At 54.7% G+C, this 15,697-nt stretch carries 15 protein-coding genes; 4 read left to right on the forward strand and 11 right to left on the reverse strand.

The window, feature by feature from the left end; translation table 11 throughout:
• The first annotated feature begins 152 nt into the window (after positions 1 to 152).
• A complete protein-coding gene (locus tag B3Z49_RS17450) occupies positions 153 to 623 on the forward strand; it encodes a Dps family protein (protein ID WP_008889506.1) in 471 nt (156 codons plus the stop codon).
• Positions 624 to 771: 148 nt separating this feature from the next.
• Here the strand turns inward: B3Z49_RS17450 and B3Z49_RS17455 are convergent, their stop codons facing one another.
• The gene (locus B3Z49_RS17455) at positions 772 to 1,806 is read right to left on the reverse strand and encodes a TRAP transporter substrate-binding protein (protein WP_008889505.1); all 1,035 of its coding nucleotides are present in this window, start codon (positions 1,804 to 1,806) and stop codon (positions 772 to 774) included.
• 153 nt (positions 1,807 to 1,959) lie between these two features.
• Entirely contained in the window at positions 1,960 to 2,976 is a 1,017-nt protein-coding gene (locus B3Z49_RS17460; RefSeq protein ID WP_287445038.1) for an aromatic ring-hydroxylating oxygenase subunit alpha, read from the reverse strand.
• Between the two features lie 175 nt (positions 2,977 to 3,151).
• On the opposite strand from B3Z49_RS17460, the gene B3Z49_RS17465 reads away from it, so the two are divergent.
• A complete protein-coding gene (locus tag B3Z49_RS17465; RefSeq protein WP_296993182.1) occupies positions 3,152 to 3,874 on the forward strand; it encodes a GntR family transcriptional regulator in 723 nt (240 codons plus the stop codon).
• Between the two features lie 133 nt (positions 3,875 to 4,007).
• On the forward strand, positions 4,008 to 4,973 hold the full coding sequence (locus B3Z49_RS17470; RefSeq protein ID WP_296993183.1) for a PDR/VanB family oxidoreductase: 966 nt from the start codon (positions 4,008 to 4,010) through the stop codon (positions 4,971 to 4,973).
• A 50-nt stretch (positions 4,974 to 5,023) separates the two neighbouring features.
• Here the strand turns inward: B3Z49_RS17470 and B3Z49_RS17475 are convergent, their stop codons facing one another.
• The 7 genes from B3Z49_RS17475 to B3Z49_RS17505 all read right to left on the reverse strand — a co-directional run bounded on the left by B3Z49_RS17475 (position 5,024) and on the right by B3Z49_RS17505 (position 11,937).
• Entirely contained in the window at positions 5,024 to 6,298 is a 1,275-nt protein-coding gene (locus tag B3Z49_RS17475) for an amidase (RefSeq protein ID WP_296993185.1), read from the reverse strand.
• Positions 6,299 to 6,344: 46 nt separating this feature from the next.
• Positions 6,345 to 7,028 carry a DUF2848 domain-containing protein gene (locus B3Z49_RS17480; protein ID WP_296993187.1) on the reverse strand — a complete coding sequence of 228 codons (684 nt, stop codon included), beginning with the start codon at positions 7,026 to 7,028 and terminating at the stop codon, positions 6,345 to 6,347.
• 128 nt (positions 7,029 to 7,156) lie between these two features.
• A complete protein-coding gene (locus B3Z49_RS17485) occupies positions 7,157 to 8,437 on the reverse strand; it encodes a TRAP transporter large permease (protein WP_120224370.1) in 1,281 nt (426 codons plus the stop codon).
• The gene (locus tag B3Z49_RS17490) at positions 8,434 to 8,982 is read right to left on the reverse strand and encodes a TRAP transporter small permease subunit (protein WP_008889498.1); all 549 of its coding nucleotides are present in this window, start codon (positions 8,980 to 8,982) and stop codon (positions 8,434 to 8,436) included. The genes B3Z49_RS17485 and B3Z49_RS17490 overlap by 4 nt, the downstream gene beginning before the upstream one ends.
• A 28-nt stretch (positions 8,983 to 9,010) precedes the next feature.
• Positions 9,011 to 10,063, reverse strand: coding sequence for a TRAP transporter substrate-binding protein (locus B3Z49_RS17495; RefSeq protein ID WP_296993190.1), 1,053 nt, complete (start codon positions 10,061 to 10,063; stop codon positions 9,011 to 9,013).
• A gap of 54 nt (positions 10,064 to 10,117) precedes the next feature.
• The gene (locus B3Z49_RS17500; protein WP_296993192.1) at positions 10,118 to 10,954 is read right to left on the reverse strand and encodes a putative hydro-lyase; all 837 of its coding nucleotides are present in this window, start codon (positions 10,952 to 10,954) and stop codon (positions 10,118 to 10,120) included.
• Positions 10,955 to 11,031: 77 nt separating this feature from the next.
• On the reverse strand, positions 11,032 to 11,937 hold the full coding sequence (locus B3Z49_RS17505) for a LysR family transcriptional regulator (protein ID WP_120224366.1): 906 nt from the start codon (positions 11,935 to 11,937) through the stop codon (positions 11,032 to 11,034).
• 225 nt (positions 11,938 to 12,162) lie between these two features.
• Between B3Z49_RS17505 and msrP the strand changes: the two genes are divergently transcribed.
• The gene (gene msrP / locus B3Z49_RS17510) at positions 12,163 to 13,131 is read left to right on the forward strand and encodes a protein-methionine-sulfoxide reductase catalytic subunit MsrP (RefSeq protein WP_296993194.1); all 969 of its coding nucleotides are present in this window, start codon (positions 12,163 to 12,165) and stop codon (positions 13,129 to 13,131) included.
• Between the two features lie 87 nt (positions 13,132 to 13,218).
• Here the strand turns inward: msrP and B3Z49_RS17515 are convergent, their stop codons facing one another.
• Both B3Z49_RS17515 and uvrB read right to left on the reverse strand, forming a co-directional pair.
• Positions 13,219 to 13,989 (reverse strand): substrate-binding periplasmic protein, encoded by a 771-nt coding sequence (locus tag B3Z49_RS17515; RefSeq protein ID WP_296993197.1) that lies wholly within the window; start codon positions 13,987 to 13,989, stop codon positions 13,219 to 13,221.
• A gap of 112 nt (positions 13,990 to 14,101) precedes the next feature.
• Positions 14,102 to 15,697 (reverse strand): excinuclease ABC subunit UvrB (gene uvrB, locus B3Z49_RS17520; protein WP_296993199.1); only part of this gene is annotated, 1,596 nt, incomplete at its 5' end.

A 15,697-nucleotide genomic window follows, 5' to 3' on the forward strand; every position in this document is an offset into this window, starting at 1 on the left:
CCTTAAAAATAACCCCACTTCCAGTAATAGAATTGCCCTATCGCAAACAGTTAGACAATCAATTGGTGTAATTAACAGCTGTCATTCATACTGCCTTCAACACGAAAAAGCACAAAGCCCGCTTGGATTGAAAGCGGCGAAAGGAGATAAACATGCAGATCGATATCGGCATCAATGAATCCAACCGCACCGCTATCGCCGACGGACTTGGCCGCGTTCTGGCCGACAGCTATGCGCTCTATCTGAAAACGCACAATTTCCATTGGAACGTGACGGGTCCGATGTTCCAGACCCTGCACACCATGTTTGAAGAACAGTACACCGAACTGGCAACCGCGATTGACGAGGTTGCCGAACGGATCCGTTCGCTGGGTGCCTATGCGCCTGCCAGCTTCTCGGCTTACGGCGAACTGACCGCAATCAAGGAAGAAAAAGGTGTTCCTGCCGCCAAAGACATGATTGCGCAACTGGTCGAAGGCCATGAAACCGTGATCAAGACCGCGCGTTCGCTCTATCCGATTTGCGATAGCTCGGATGACGACGCCACCGCAGACCTTCTGACCGCCCGTATTCAGGTCCATGAAAAAACCGCCTGGATGCTGCGTTCCCTGCTTGAAGGCTAAGCACCAACTTTTCGCGTCCCCAACTCAAAACGGCCCGGAAAATTCCGGGCCGTTTTTATATATGTGCGTCACAAGAACACCACACCCTTGCGACGCACGATGCCTGTGACCAGGAAAGGAGCAACCCGGTCAGCGGGCTGAAAGCCTCTTACTGGCTGTGCTTGGCAATCGCCGCACGTGCAGCCGCGACAATGGCGGCACCATCGACGCCCTTGTCGTTCATTTCCGCGATCCAGCGATCAATCACCTCATCGGCCTTTGCGGCGAACTTTGCGGTTTCGTCGGCTGAAAGCGTCACCAACTCACCCGATTTGGCGAAAATCTCTTCACCGCGGGGTTCAATTGCGTCCCAAGCCTCGCCAATTTCGCGCGCGATGTTCTGGCCAGAGTTATCATCGATAACCTTTTTCAGATCATCTGGCAGGGCTTCATAACGATCCTTGTTCATCGCAAACATGAAGACCAGCGTGCCAAACCGGACACCCTGATCCCCCTCGATGGCATACTGGGTCATATCCGGGATCTTGAACGGAATGGCGACCTCGTGCGGGATTAGCGCACCGTCCACAACACCAAGCGACAAGGCCTGCGGCAAATCTGGCACCGGCATGCTGACCGGTTGTGCGCCCCAGCTTTCGAGCATCCAGGCGCCGGTGCGTGACGGCGCGCGCAGTTTCATGCCTTCGACATCGGCAAGGCTTTCGATCTTTTTCTCGGTGGTGAAGATCGCCTGCCCGGTATGGACATGGATCAGCAAAGGCTTGATATCGTCAAAGTCCTGCGACAGGTGCTCTTCATAGATATCCTGAATGGCCATGTTGGTGATGGCCGCACTGCCGGTATGAACAAACGGCAGTTCAAACACTTCACTGCGCGGATAGACACCCGGCGTATAACCAAGTGCACTCCAACCCAGATCAACCGCGCCATCGCGAATATGGCTGTAAAGCTCGGTCGGTTTGCCACCAAGCGCCATCGCCGGGTAAATCTCGATCTTGATGCGACCGTCAGATTGTTCCTCGATCCGCTGGGCCCATGGCTCAAGGAACTTGGCCTGTGCCGTTGCCTTGGGCCCCAGCACATGTTCCAAAACGAAGGTAAATTCCGGTTCGGCCTGCGCAGAAAGCGCACTTGCCAAACAGCCAGCAGCAACTGCTGCCGATACAAACAGGCGTTTAAACATTTTCAACCTCAGACGTTTTCCCTGAAAATGCGCTCAGCACCCCCCGCCCGCTTGGCACGGTTTTGGCGCGGTGTTTCACAGCACTGAGCGTCTCTCTCTTTTGGTAGCGTTCTTTGACCGGTTTGGATCCGGCTTTGTCTTTTTATGCGTTGGTTATTCCGCCGCAGCAGCAAGTGCCCGATCAATCAGACGACGCGCACGCACACCGCCCGCATCAATATTGAAGTTCAAAAGCTTGCGTTCCGGATGGCGCAGCATGTTGGCCTGCTGACCTTCAACCACTTCAAGATCCTCATAGAACACCTTGGCCTGCGCATCTTTGATGTTTTGGGTCAGCCCGTTATCATCTATGTCAAAGTTGCGCACCATGCCCCAGTAGTAGCGGCATGTGGTTTCTGTTTCCGGCGTCATGCAGTTCACGACAATGCCGGTTACACCCTTGGATCGATCACCTTGCTGCGCGCCGGTCCCGGCAAGCGCAACACCGACATCAATCATCACATTGGATGGCAGGGTAAAGGTACAGATCTGCCAGCGGTCGCAGACTTCCTTGGATTTCAGGTTATTGGCCCAGAACGGCGGCGGCACGATGTTTTCCATCCAGCGTTCAACCGTGACACTTTCGTCATCGGATCGTGTCTGCGGCAGGCTTTCGGTGATTTCAAGCTGACCGATGCTGGATGGATGCACATAGGTCTCGTGGCTCAGATCCATCAGGTTATCGACCAGAAGCTCATACCCGCATTTCACATCATAGGTCCCGCCGTCAAAGACCCAGCCTTCTTCGGATGCATGCGGGATCTCAGGCACAAGCGCCTCGTCGGCCTTTTCCTTGTCGCCGATCCAGACCCAGACAAAGCGGTCCTTCTCGACCACCGGATAGGCCCGGACACAGGCTTCCGGGTGGATGCTTTGCTGGTTGGGCATATGCACGCATGCACCGTCACCATCAAATTCCAGCCCGTGATAGCCACACACAAGACGATCGCCTTCGACATAACCCTGGCTCAGTGGCAGAAGACGATGCGGGCAGCTGTCTTCAAGTGCGACCAGTGACCGGTCGGCACGGCGATACAAAACGACATTTTCATTGCAGATCGTGCGCGCGACGGGGGTGCGACCAATTTCGCCATCCCAGCCTGCGACGTACCAGAAGTTACGCAGGAACATGTTTCTCTCCCTTGGCGCAAGGCCAATCAAGGTTGCTTGCAGGTGGAATTTTTACCACCAAGATTTCTTGTTATGCTTCTAAGCGTAATCAAATTGGATCCAATTTGGCAAGATGCTTTTTAAACAATTCGATCTGAACTATGATCGCCCGGCAGTCACAAAAACGGAAACCGGCATGAGCAAACACGGCCAGCGCGTCCTGATCACCTTGCGGAAAATGATCGCCAACGGGGAACTTCCACCCGGCGAGCGGGTGGCAGAAATCCCGATTGCTGAACGGCTTGGCGTATCGCGCACACCGGTCCGGATTGCCTTTCGGACACTCGAACAGGAAGGCCTGCTGCGCAAAGGGGATCGTCGCGGATACACTGTGCGCGCCATCACCCCGACCGAAATTGCCGATGCCATCGAAGTGCGCGGTGTCCTCGAAGGACTTGCTGCGCGCCTGGCTAGTGAACGCGGTATTTCCCTTCCGGCGCGCAGCCACCTGATTGAATGCCTGTCCACGGGTGACGCCCTGTTTTCCAAGGGTTTCCTGACCGATGAGGACATGGAAACCTATCACGATTTCAACATGCGCTTTCACAACACCATCATCGAGGCCAGCCGGAATGTCGCCATCGAGGATGCCCTGTCGCGCAATGACCACCTGCCATTTGCATCCGTGTCTTCCATCGCCTTTAACCGCGATGACATGACCGGCGAATTCCGCCGATTCAATTTCAGCCACATGCAGCATCACATCATTTTCGACGCCATCGACAACGGCCAGGGTGCGCGCGCCGAAGCCCTGATGCGTGAACATGCCAATGCAGCATTGCGCTATACGCAAATCCTTGGTCCGACACAGGATATGCCCGATAACTTCACCGTAATCGAACGCGAAGATACCGCTTAATTCGCCCCGCCTTATATTTTCCGGTCCCATCAGGTTTGACAAAATTGGATCCAATTGATCTAATCTGGATCCAGTCAAGCCCACAGACAAACACACCTGGAAAAAATCCGGGGGCCTGGGAAGGAAAATCGCCATGCCTGAAGTTACCGTTCAACAGGTCCATGACCTGACCGACCGCATACGCGGTTTTGATCTTGTTGCCACCAATGCCACAAGCCTGCCGCCCGCCGAACCGGGTGCGCATATCAAACTCTCCGTAACCGACACAGCCGGCCAGTCTGTTAAACGGTCCTATTCGATCATCAATCCGGGTGAGCCTGATCTGTACCGGATCGCCGTACTGCGCGAAGAAGGCGGCGAAGGCGGGTCCATGTATATGCATCAAAAGGTCAAAACCGGCGATGCCCTCGAAATCGACCTGCCGCAAAACGACTTCCCGCTTGTTGAGAGTGCGGCCAAAACAATCCTGATTGCAGGCGGGATTGGCATCACGCCAATCCTTGCCATGGCGACCGCGCTACAACAGGCCGGTAAGGACTTCGTCCTGCACTATGCCAGCCGCAACCACACAGATATGGCCCTGATGACAGAGGCCCTTGATGCCGCCGATGGGCGATGCGCGCTTTATTTCGACGGCGGCGATGCGTCACGCAGCATGCCTCTTGCCAGCATCCTTGGCACCGCAGAAGCCGGAAAGCACGTTTATGTTTGTGGCCCGGGCGGCCTGATTGATGCCGTTCTTGACACCGCACGCCGCAATCGCTGGGCGTCGGAGAATGTGCATTATGAACGCTTCACCACGCCTGCCGCACAGCTTGATGACACCAGTTTCGAAGTTCATCTGGCGCAAAGCGGCCAAACCTTCGAAGTTCCGGTTGGAAAATCTGTCCTCGATGTCCTGATCGATGAAGGGATCGATCCGCTTTACGACTGCAAAAAGGGCAATTGCGGGATCTGTACGTCGGTTGTGATTTCGCATGACGGTGATCTGTCACATCGCGACGCCTATCTTAGCGACAGCCAGAAAGCCCAGAACGATCAGATGTGCATTTGCGTCTCCCGAATGCAAAGCAGCGGTCGCCTGACGCTCGACCTCTAAACAAAAACGGCCCGGAACTTCCGGGCCGCTTTCTTGTTCAGTCACCTTCTTCAGGCAAACAGCGGATCAATCAACCGGGCTGCTGCCAGGATCGCCTGATCGTGCCCATGTGGCGCCCCGATCATAAGGGCGGCCGGCGCAACCTCGCCTTTGATATGAACCGGCATCGACATCGCGCAGGCATCGACAAGGTTAAGGTAACCGGTATTGCGCAACATCAGGGCATTCAGGTTGTCAAAATCGGCTTCGACCTCGGCAATCTTGGGTGCCATGCGCGGCAAGGTCGGCGCGATCATGACGTCAACATCCGCCATCGCCGTCCCGAACATCGATACGATATCGGTCCGCTTGGCATAGGCGTCGATCACTTCATCACTTGATAACGTATCGGCAAACTTCATCCGCGACAAAACGCGCGGATCACCCACCGTTTCAAGCTTTGCGAAATCCTTGGCATAGATCCGGTGCGCTTCGAACGACACCAGCACTTTATTGAGGATCGCGTTCTTGGCGATGAAAGCAAAATCAATCTCGATCAGTTCATGCCCGGCCTCTTTCAGCTTTGCACAGATCATTGCAAAGTCTGCCTTCACCCGGTCATCCAGCCCATCAACAAACGCGTTCATCGGCACGCCAATGCGAAGCGATTTTTTCGCCTCTTCCGGCGGTGTAACGGTAATATCTGTCAGAACTTCAAACGCACGAATGGCGGTTTCAAGATCGCCCGCCAACGGCCCCGGCGTGTCAAAGCTTTTGGCGAGCGGATGAATACCCGCCCCCGGCACCGAAAGGCGGCTTGGCTTGATGCCATAAAGCCCGTTGATCGCCGATGGAATTCGGATCGAGCCACCCGTATCCGTGCCAAGCGCCAAATCCACAATCCCATGCGCCACGGTCAAACCACCGCCCGATGTTGAACCGCCCGGAATGCCCTCTGCGTCAAAGATATTGCCCGGCGTGCCGTAATGCGGATTAAGCCCGACACCGGAATAGGCAAATTCGCTGAGCGTCGTTCGGCCAAACGGAATGGCCCCGGCAGCCTTGATCCGACGCACGCATTCGCTGTCAGCCTCGGCTGGTGCGCGCCCCTTCAAAAGTTCGGATGCCGCCGTGGTGGCAATGCCCGCCTCGTCATACAGATCCTTGACCGACACCAGCATCCCGGCAAGTGCTGCGCCGGGGTTTTGCGCGCAATATTGCTCCGCCTCGGCAGCAGCCTTTAAAATCCGCTCAGAATCAAACTCGGTAAAGATCTTGTCCTTAAGCTCGCCAAGTTGATTGACCTTGTCGATTGCTTGTCTGGCCTTGTCAACCATCACGCCCATGGCGGTGCCTCATCCTGTTATGGTGTTGTTCTGACGATGAAATTGCTTATGCGATTTCCGGCAGCTCCCTAATTTCATAGGCGTGCGTGATCGTGCGATCAAGTACTGGATCATGCAACGCCATTTTGAACCGGCGGGCCGGGCGAACCCCGCCCTTTGCGCCAAGTGTACCGCACAGCATGGCAGATGCCTTGCCATTGGCAGCATTTCCCATCAATTGCGATCCTTCGATCAGATCACTTAACGGGCGGATCGAAGCAATCGTTCCTTCCTGATAAAGCACCCAGTCATCGCCATCCTGTTCCTGAACCCAGGACCGCATTTCAATCTGCTCGATATGGTCTTTGACCTCGTCAAAGCGCCAGATTTCAGAGGCAACGGGTTTTTCGCAGATCTGTTTGGACAATGCGACCGAGTGGGCCTCAAGCTCGCGATCCGTATGATCGGACGCAAGGCCAAGGTAAAGTTCGCCGTCACAAGCAATCAGGAGCGGCTCGACTTCGCCCGATGTTCCCTTTCCAACAACCTCGATACAGGATTGCTGGGTTACCATCCCTGAGGCGGTCCGATAATAAAGCGGCACGGCTGAGGGCGGTTTGACGCCGATCGCGGCAAGCTCGTCGATATGGTGCTGGATCGCAGCAGCATCCCTGCCCGTCCATCCGGCAACAGTGCAATGGTCGATATCAAAGGTGATTTCGGTCCCTGCCAGGGTAAAGTTCATCTGCATTTCTGGTTCCGATCTTTTTGGAATGATGTGTTGGACACTGGGTCTCAGACAAAGAGGAGGCGCTTGGACCAGATGACACTGGTCCATTCGCCAATTGTTTTAAGGGAGGCTTCCTGGCCTGATACGCCTCAGAGATAGTCAGGCAGGAAAAGTGCGATTTCCGGCAAGAAGATCAGACCGACGATCATCGCCAACATCACAAGAACATAGGGAACAGCACCCAGCATGACCTCGGATAATTGCCCCGACTTTCGAGCACCCTGCACGACATACAGGTTCAATCCGACAGGCGGGGTGATCAAAGCCATTTCGATCAAGACGATCAAAAGGATCCCAAACCAGACCTTGTCAAAGCCCATCGCTGTCATGATCGGTACAATGATCGGAATGGTCGCAACCATCAGCGACAAGGTTTCAATAAAGAAGCCCAGCACGATGTAGAGCAAAATAACAACAAGCAACGTCCCCATCGGACTAAGGTTAAGTCCGACCAGAAGTTCCTTGAGCTCCCGCCCCATGCCTGCTGCGGTCAGTGTAAAGTTCAGGAAATAGGCCCCGATGATCACCAGCATGATCATCGCCGTGATCCGAACTGTCCCGAGCAAGCACATCTTGATCATCTCGTTCGACACTCCCTTGTTAAAGGCAGCGATGATCATCGCGATGGCAACACCGACGGCTGCTGATTCTGTTGGCGTCGCCCATCCGGCATAGATTGATCCGATCACAACAAAGAACAGCAAGAAGATCGGCACAAGATGCCTTAAGCCACCAAACCGCTCCGCCCAGCTAAACGAACGGCTTTGTCCGCCAAGACTTGGCTTCACCTTGCAAATCGCCGCGGTCACAAGCATGAAGGCAACAGCCATCACCAAACCCGGCACCAGCCCGGCAAGGAACAAACGCGGGATCGATGTTTCGGTCAGGAAACCATAGACAATCAAGTTGATCGATGGCGGGATCATGATCCCAAGCGTGCCACCCGCCGCAATGGCACCTGAAAACAGTTTCGGGTCATAGCCCAACTTGTCGGCCTGCGGCATTGCCACAGTCGCAACCGTCGCAGCCGTCGCAACAGACGATCCCGAAGTCGCCGAAAACATTGTCGCCGTGCCGATATTGGCATGGACCAACCCACCGGGCAGCCATGAGAACCACTTATCAAGTGCTTCATAGGTCTTGGCGGCGATACCGCCGCGTACAAGCACCTCACCGAGTAAAACAAAAAACGGTATGGCAATCAGGGTCGAGGAATTTGAAGAAGACCAGACCACCTGCCCCAAACCGCGCAACAGCGGAAACGGCGTGAAAAACTGATCGACACCGATACCGAGAAGGAAAAGCACAATCCCCACTGGAATGGACAAGGCCAGCAGCCCCAACAGCGAAACTGTAACTGCTGTAATCATGATTCAAGCTCCAGCTCGGACCGGGCACCAACCAAAGAGTCTGCCGTGTCAAAGTTACGGCGCATCAGCAACACTAGGGTAAGGATCACCAACGCACAGGAACACAGCGCAAACCAAAGCCAACCGGAAAACCAGACCAACTGCGGTATCCAAAGCGGCGTTTCAAGCGGTGTGTTCGCAGTTGATCCGCGTTCAATGGTTTTTGAAAGGACGGGCCAGCACTGGATGGCGACAATCGTTGCCACCGCTGCAAGGGTGACAATTGCCAACAAATCAAGAAATGCCTTTCCGCGTTCCTGCAAGCGGAGCCGGATAAGGTCAATTCTAACATGCGCCAACTCGGTCAGCGCGTAGGAAAGCCCCCAACTGGCAACACCGGCCATGACGTAGCCCGAAATTTCTTCGGCACCGCCCAGAGAAATTCCGGCCTCACGTAGCAGAATTTCCGCGATGATCAGGATCACGCTGCCCGTCAGAACAAATCCGACGGACAACGCGATGATACGATTGGCGCGGCGGATGGCCGCAATCAAGTTTTCGGTCACTGTTCGGGCCTCCGCCAAGCACTGTTAATCAGTTGAGGGGTACGGTAACACCGACAGTCTTGCCGACGCTATCGTTCCAGCGTGCAACCCAGTCATTACCAGCACGCTCGGCCCACTCCGGCAGAACGGTGGAGGTCAGCATTTCCTTGGCTTTTGCCAGGTCACTGTCTGAAACCTCAACAAGGGTCATGCTGGCCGGATCACCTGCCGGGCATGCGCCATTGCCGGTCAGGCAGGCAACATCATTGCTCAATGCATCAGCCGCAGATGCCCATGCAGGGGCCTCGAACTTGGTTTTGACTTCATCCATGATGAAGCTCTGCATGTCCGAAGACAGGCTGTTCCATTTGTCCATGTTCATAGCTGTGACAACAGGGTCCCAACCACCAAGCGGAATGGTCATTAGGTGATCGGAAACTTCCCACCAGCCAGCGCTATAGCCCGAACCAGCACCCGTCACAGCACAGTCAATCACGCCGCGCTCAAGCGCACCCGGAACTTCGGAGAAGGCGACATTCACGCCAACCGCACCAAGTGCTTCAAGGAATTTTGTTGTCATACGACCCGATCCACGGACTTTCTTGTCTTTCAGATCGGCAAGGGAATTGACTTCGCCAGCACAGAAAACAACCTGCGGCGGGTACGGTGCAACAGCAAGAACCTTGGAGTTAAAGCGCTCTGCAAAGATGTCATCGACCATCGGACGGGCCGCTTCGACCATGGCTTTGGCTTCGGCTGCGGTGTTGGCGACAAGCGGTACATCAAGGCCCTCAAGTTCCGGGGCATCACCAACGGCATAGTCACCAACTGTCATCGCAACGTCGAAAACGCCATCATTTACCAGACGAAACACGTCGCCGACACCGATACCCATCTGGTCGTGTGTCGTCATCTGAACCGTGATCTCGCCATTGGAATCTGCAGGCAGGGTTTCGGTCCAGAACGGGCTTTCATACTGCTTGTAAAGCGGAAGGCTGCTCCAGCTGCCGACAACGGAAAGCTCCTCGGCAAATGCCGGGGTGGCAGCAAATCCCGCACCAAGTGCGGAAACTGCCAAAAGGGAAGAAACCATCTTTTTCATGATTTTAAAGTCCTCTCTGATACGTCGATTATGGTTGTTTAGCGTAAGGGTGGTCTAAAGGGAAAATTCCGCGGCCTCGGCAAGTACATCTGTCACCAACATCAGCCCGGGTTCGTGGGTAATGGCAAATTCCGGCATCACATTGCGGATCGCCATTTGTGGCGTGACCCCGCACGCCCAGAAAACCGGAATATCCCCTTCTTCAATGACGGGTTCATTGCCGAAGTCCGGTTTCATGATATCCGTGATACCGATCTGAGCCGGGTCACCGATATGCACCGGTGCACCGTGGGCCAGTCTGTATCTGTCGGAATATAGGATTGCCCGGATGGCGTCGCTGGCGGCAAAGGACCGCATCGAGACGACCAGCGGACCGTGAAAACGCCCAGCCGCCGACGTTTGGATGTTGGTCACATACATCGGCACATTGCGGCGTGCATCCATGTGGCGCAGGCGAACGCCACCACGGGTGATGGCGGCCTCGAACGAGAATGAGCATCCCAGAACAAAGGTGACAAGATCATCACGCCAGATGTCCGTCAGGTCGCTCACGCTCGTATAGTCGGCACTGCCGCGAAAAACGCGATAACCCGGCAGGTCGGTCCGGATATCAAGATCTTTGCCCAAGGCCGGAATAAACGGAGATCCCGGCTCGGACATGCCGATAAGCGGACAGGATTTTGAATTCTTGGCACAAAACTGCAGAAATTCGTCGGCATAGCTGTTCGGCAAAATCGCCAGGTTCCCCTGAAGATAGCCTGACGCATAACCTGTTGTCGGTCCCGTATGTTCGCCACGTCGAATAGCGGTGCGCAACGCCAAAGGCGTCATTGCAGATGCTGACTCATATGCGGTGTCATCGGAAAGGGTGGCGCTTTTTGACGCGTTCATTTTTCAGTCCCATTCACTGCCTCTTTTCAAAGATTGAGAAACAGAACTGATCTTGTCAAGTAATCAAATTAATTAATTTATGATCGTTTTTTTAGATCAGTTTGATCAAAGAGTTTCGCTGCCTCGTGAATTGCTGCGCCGATTTCGCTGTTTCGTTCAGGGAAATACGCGATCACAAAATGAAGTGCCGTCAGTGATGCTTCCTGACACACCGGGATCGGCTTAATATGTTCATCCAAAACGGAATTCTGGACCATCAACCGCGGCAAAACACCTATCCCGAACCCGCCTGCGACAAGGTATTTTACCGTCGAAAGGGAGGCTGAACCGTTTAGCGCAGGCTGTGAAATATCCGGGGCAGAAAAGATACTTTCGATTTCACGAAATGGCGGTGTTCCCTTCGGAAAAGTCACGATGGCATGACTTGCCAGTTCGTTAAGCGACAGCGGATTTTCGTCAATTTCCATGTCCTCGGCACAGTACCAGCCAAGCTCAACTGGTTTTAGCGGTGCCGCAACTGCCCCATTTGGAACGGATTCGCGCAGCATGATCGCGACATCAACTTCGTCATCGTCAAGCGCCCGACCAAGCTGACCGGAGGTATCAACCGACAGCTCAAAACGAACTTTGGGAAAGTCATCTTTGAGCTTGTTGAGCATGTCTGTCAGCAGCGTATGTACAATGGTTTCCGCAACGCCGATCCGGATTGTGCCACTCAGTTCCCCCGGATGGGTAAGTTCCTGCCAGATGCGATCACGGGCACGCGACAAACGCTGTGCCTCCTCGATAAAGCGCAACCCCGCGGCTGTCAGGCGCACCTGCCTGTTGGACCGGTCAAAAAGCTTCATGCCAAGCTTCTTCTCAAGACCGGAAACACGGGCTGAAATCGCTGATTGCGACAGATTGTATTTTTGCGCCGCAGCCCTGAAACCACCAGCCTTGATGATATCTTGCAGAATCTCGATATCCTTGAACTCAAACACGTCACCCTCCCCTTGTGTGGCAATTTGCGATCACATTACCCTTCATCTGATCAGCCTGCACGATCAATTGATCGCAATATTGATCAAACTAAACCCAACGAGCGTAGATCAGTTGTAAACCCGCTTCGAGCAAGCCACCATTTCACCCGCTGATCACCGAGCCGTGACTTGCCCAAAGCCGGTTTTCAAAGGACATTTAGAAAACCCGCGCAATTGGAGGACGACATGCTGATACGCCGCAAAAAGGGTTGGGAAATCCCCGAACGAGACGCAACGCCGGAATCGATCTATAAAAACCGCCGCCAATTCCTTAAGGGGATCGCCGCAGGATCGATCGGCGCGACAGCATCAAGCCTCCCGCTGGGCTCTGCATTGGCACAGGGGTCGGGATCAACTGCCGATCTTTATCCGGTGGATCGCAACCCGGCCTACACGGTCGAACGCGAAATGACCGAAAAGTCCAAGGCGCTGACCTATAACAACTTCTATGAATTCGGATCGCACAAATCGATCTCGCAGGCAGCTCAGGCCATGCGCATCCGCCCCTGGACCGTGGTGATCGACGGGCTGGTTGAAAAACCGATTGAAATTGATTTCGAAGAACTTGTGCGCAAGATGCCGCTTGAAGAGCGCGTCTATCGGTTCCGCTGTGTCGAAGCCTGGGCGATGACCGTGCCCTGGTCCGGTTTCCCGATGAAGGCGCTGGTTGATTTCGCCAAGCCCCTGTCAGGTGCGAAATATGTCGAAATGGAAACCGCCAGCCAAAAAGACACCATGCCGGGCCTGCGTCAGTTCTGGTATCCGTGGCCCTATATCGAAGGCCTCACGATGGCCGAGGCCACCAATGAACTGACCATGATCGCCACAGGCATTTACGGCGAAGAACTGCCAAAGCAGAACGGTGCACCGCTGCGTCTGGTCACACCTTGGAAATACGGCTTCAAGAACATCAAATCGATCGTGCGCTTCACCTTCACCGACACGCGCCCCAAAAGCTTCTGGGAAGACATCAACGCCGATGAATATGGCTTCTGGGCCAACGTAAATCCGGAAGTCCCGCATCCGCGCTGGTCGCAGGCCTATGAACGACTGCTCAATAATGGCGAAAGCGTGCCCACCCGGATCTATAACGGCTATGGCGATTATGTTGCCGATATCTACAAGGGCATGGAAAGCGAACGGCTGTTTATGTAACCCGCACGCCCATTCCGCCCAAACGCAAAAGCCGGTGTTTTACGACACCGGCTTTTTTCTTGGCGATTTTCTTGGCCGTCGGACACGTTACGAATCCGTATTGGCGTACCGGCCATAGATTTCTTCAAAGGTGCCGTCCTGGCGCATATCGATCAGGTGTTTTTCAAGTACGGTAAAGCTGCCATCGGTGAAAAAGTCCGACTGGCGCGATATCGCGATGAAAGATGGCTTTCCCTGTAACAACAAATCAGATCGTTTGATCCGAAACGGTCCGAACTTGCGGATATGGGCAATGGCAAGAAGCTCCGGCGCAATCAGTGCATCAATCCGCCCAAGATCAAGCATCCGAAACAACGTCTCGTAATCTGCCGCTTCGACAAACCGGATATAGGGCGCCTCACTGAACTGCCAGCCATAACTGGCCCCGCGCAGCACCCCGGTCAGTTTGTGTTCAAGATCCTCGATCTCGATCACATTGGCATCCAGTGCACCGGTATAAATCACTTTCGGCTCGCTCGGCAGGGCTGCACCGAAATAATACATGTATTGCAGACGATCTTCGGTGCGATTGGGACCGAGCATCAGGTCCGCCTGCCCGCTCTCCATCTGGTGCAAGGCACGCTTGAACGGCACCACCTGAAACACAAGATCAATCCCCGCACGTCGGGCGGCTTCGCGCACGACATCAACATAGATGCCGCTATAGACCGGCTCATCGGTTGTTTCGGTCACAATACGATAAGGCGGGGCATCATTGATCGCGACGATCAATGTACGCGCGGCAACCTCGTTGCCAAACCATCCTGCCCCAAGCAGGAACGCCGTGAAGACCAAACTCCAGGCTTTCAAACGCCACATCAAGTCTTCTCCATAGCGATCACACAGCAATCTGTGTTGCTGTTGTTATATGTGATCACGGCAAATATTCTCAACGGCGAATGCAACCTGTATTTGTAATTTTCTAAATATCCTAAGCCCCTTTTCTACGGCGCCCTTTATATTTCGGTTTATTGGCCGATTTTGACCCGGGGCCGACAGTGCCAATGGTGCGCGCCATCGGTCCGGCCTCGGCCAGACCGAGTTCTTGGTCCTCAAGACGTTTAATCTCGTCACGCAGACGGGCTGCTTCCTCGAACTCAAGGTTCCCGGCGGCATCGCGCATGCGTTTTTCAAGATCCTCGATATGGGCACGCAGGTTATGGCCAACCATGATGTCGCCCGACACCCCGGTATCAACCGTGACATAATCCTGTTCGGCGACACTTTCGAGGACATCATTGATCCGCGACCGCACGGTTTCCGGCGTGATGCCATGTTCCGCGTTATAGGCCATCTGCTTTTCACGCCGGCGATTGGTTTCGCCAATCGCGTATTCAAGGCTGTCGGTCATCTTGTCGGCATAAAGCAGCACACGACCTTCCACGTTACGCGCCGCACGGCCAATCGTCTGAACCAGCGATGTCTTGGAGCGCAAGAACCCTTCCTTGTCCGCATCCAAAATCGCGACAAGCGCACATTCAGGGATATCAAGCCCTTCGCGCAGAAGGTTAATCCCGACCAAAACGTCAAACACGCCAAGCCGCAAATCACGGATGATCTCAATGCGCTCCAGCGTATCAATATCAGAGTGCAGATAACGTACACGCACGCCATGCTCATGCAGGTATTCGGTCAAATCCTCTGCCATGCGTTTGGTCAGGGTGGTAACCAGAACACGCTGTCCCTTGGCGGCACATTGCTTGGCCTCGCCCAGCAGATCATCAACCTGGGTTTCCACCGGGCGCACGATACAGACCGGGTCAATTAGACCCGTCGGGCGAATAACCTGTTCGGCAAACACACCCCCCGTGCGTTCCATCTCCCAGTTGCCGGGTGTGGCCGAAACAAACACGCTTTGCGGGCGCATCGCCTCCCATTCCTCGAATTTCAGCGGCCGGTTATCGACACAACTTGGCAGTCGGAAGCCATGCTCGGCCAGGGTAAATTTGCGATTATAGTCCCCGCGATACATGCCGCCGATCTGCGGTACAGCCACGTGGCTTTCATCGACAAACAGCAATGCATTTTCCGGCAAATATTCAAACAGGGTCGGCGGCGGCTCCCCCGGATTACGGCCCGAAAGCCAGCGGGAATAGTTTTCAATCCCCTTGCAGTGACCGACCGTTTCCATCATTTCCAGATCAAAGGTCGTGCGCTGCTCGATCCGCTCGGCCGCCAGCAACTTGCCCTCGGCCTGGAACTGCGCCAAACGGTCCTTAAGCTCCTGCTTGATGCCAGCCATCGCCTGCACCAGCGTCGGGCGCGGGGTGACGTGGTGGGAATTTGCATAAACCGTGACCGAGTCCATGCTGGCAAACTTGTGCCCGGTCAGCGGATCAAATTCTGCCAGTTCCTCGACCTCGTCACCAAACATCGACACGCGCCATGCCCGGTCCTCGGCGTGGGCCGGGAAGATTTCCAAAACATCGCCGCGCACCCGGAACGTGCCGCGCGAAAAGGCCGCGTCATTGCGGGTATACTGCAACTCGACCAGGCGCTTCATAATGTCGTTACGATCAACCTCGTC

Origin of the sequence: Thalassospira sp. UBA1131 (genome assembly GCF_002311515.1) — a bacterium.
In the GTDB taxonomy this organism is placed as follows: Bacteria; Pseudomonadota; Alphaproteobacteria; order Rhodospirillales; family Thalassospiraceae; genus Thalassospira.

Coding starts and splice junctions, on each gene's coding strand:
- B3Z49_RS17450 (WP_008889506.1), top strand. CDS start 153: ATGCAGATCGATATCGGCATCAATGAATCCAACCGCACCGCTATCGCC.
- B3Z49_RS17455 (WP_008889505.1), bottom strand. CDS start 1,806: ATGTTTAAACGCCTGTTTGTATCGGCAGCAGTTGCTGCTGGCTGTTTG.
- B3Z49_RS17460 (WP_287445038.1), bottom strand. CDS start 2,976: ATGTTCCTGCGTAACTTCTGGTACGTCGCAGGCTGGGATGGCGAAATT.
- B3Z49_RS17465 (WP_296993182.1), top strand. CDS start 3,152: ATGAGCAAACACGGCCAGCGCGTCCTGATCACCTTGCGGAAAATGATC.
- B3Z49_RS17470 (WP_296993183.1), top strand. CDS start 4,008: ATGCCTGAAGTTACCGTTCAACAGGTCCATGACCTGACCGACCGCATA.
- B3Z49_RS17475 (WP_296993185.1), bottom strand. CDS start 6,298: ATGGGCGTGATGGTTGACAAGGCCAGACAAGCAATCGACAAGGTCAAT.
- B3Z49_RS17480 (WP_296993187.1), bottom strand. CDS start 7,028: ATGCAGATGAACTTTACCCTGGCAGGGACCGAAATCACCTTTGATATC.
- B3Z49_RS17485 (WP_120224370.1), bottom strand. CDS start 8,437: ATGATTACAGCAGTTACAGTTTCGCTGTTGGGGCTGCTGGCCTTGTCC.
- B3Z49_RS17495 (WP_296993190.1), bottom strand. CDS start 10,063: ATGAAAAAGATGGTTTCTTCCCTTTTGGCAGTTTCCGCACTTGGTGCG.
- B3Z49_RS17500 (WP_296993192.1), bottom strand. CDS start 10,954: ATGAACGCGTCAAAAAGCGCCACCCTTTCCGATGACACCGCATATGAG.
- msrP (WP_296993194.1), top strand. CDS start 12,163: ATGCTGATACGCCGCAAAAAGGGTTGGGAAATCCCCGAACGAGACGCA.
- B3Z49_RS17515 (WP_296993197.1), bottom strand. CDS start 13,989: ATGTGGCGTTTGAAAGCCTGGAGTTTGGTCTTCACGGCGTTCCTGCTT.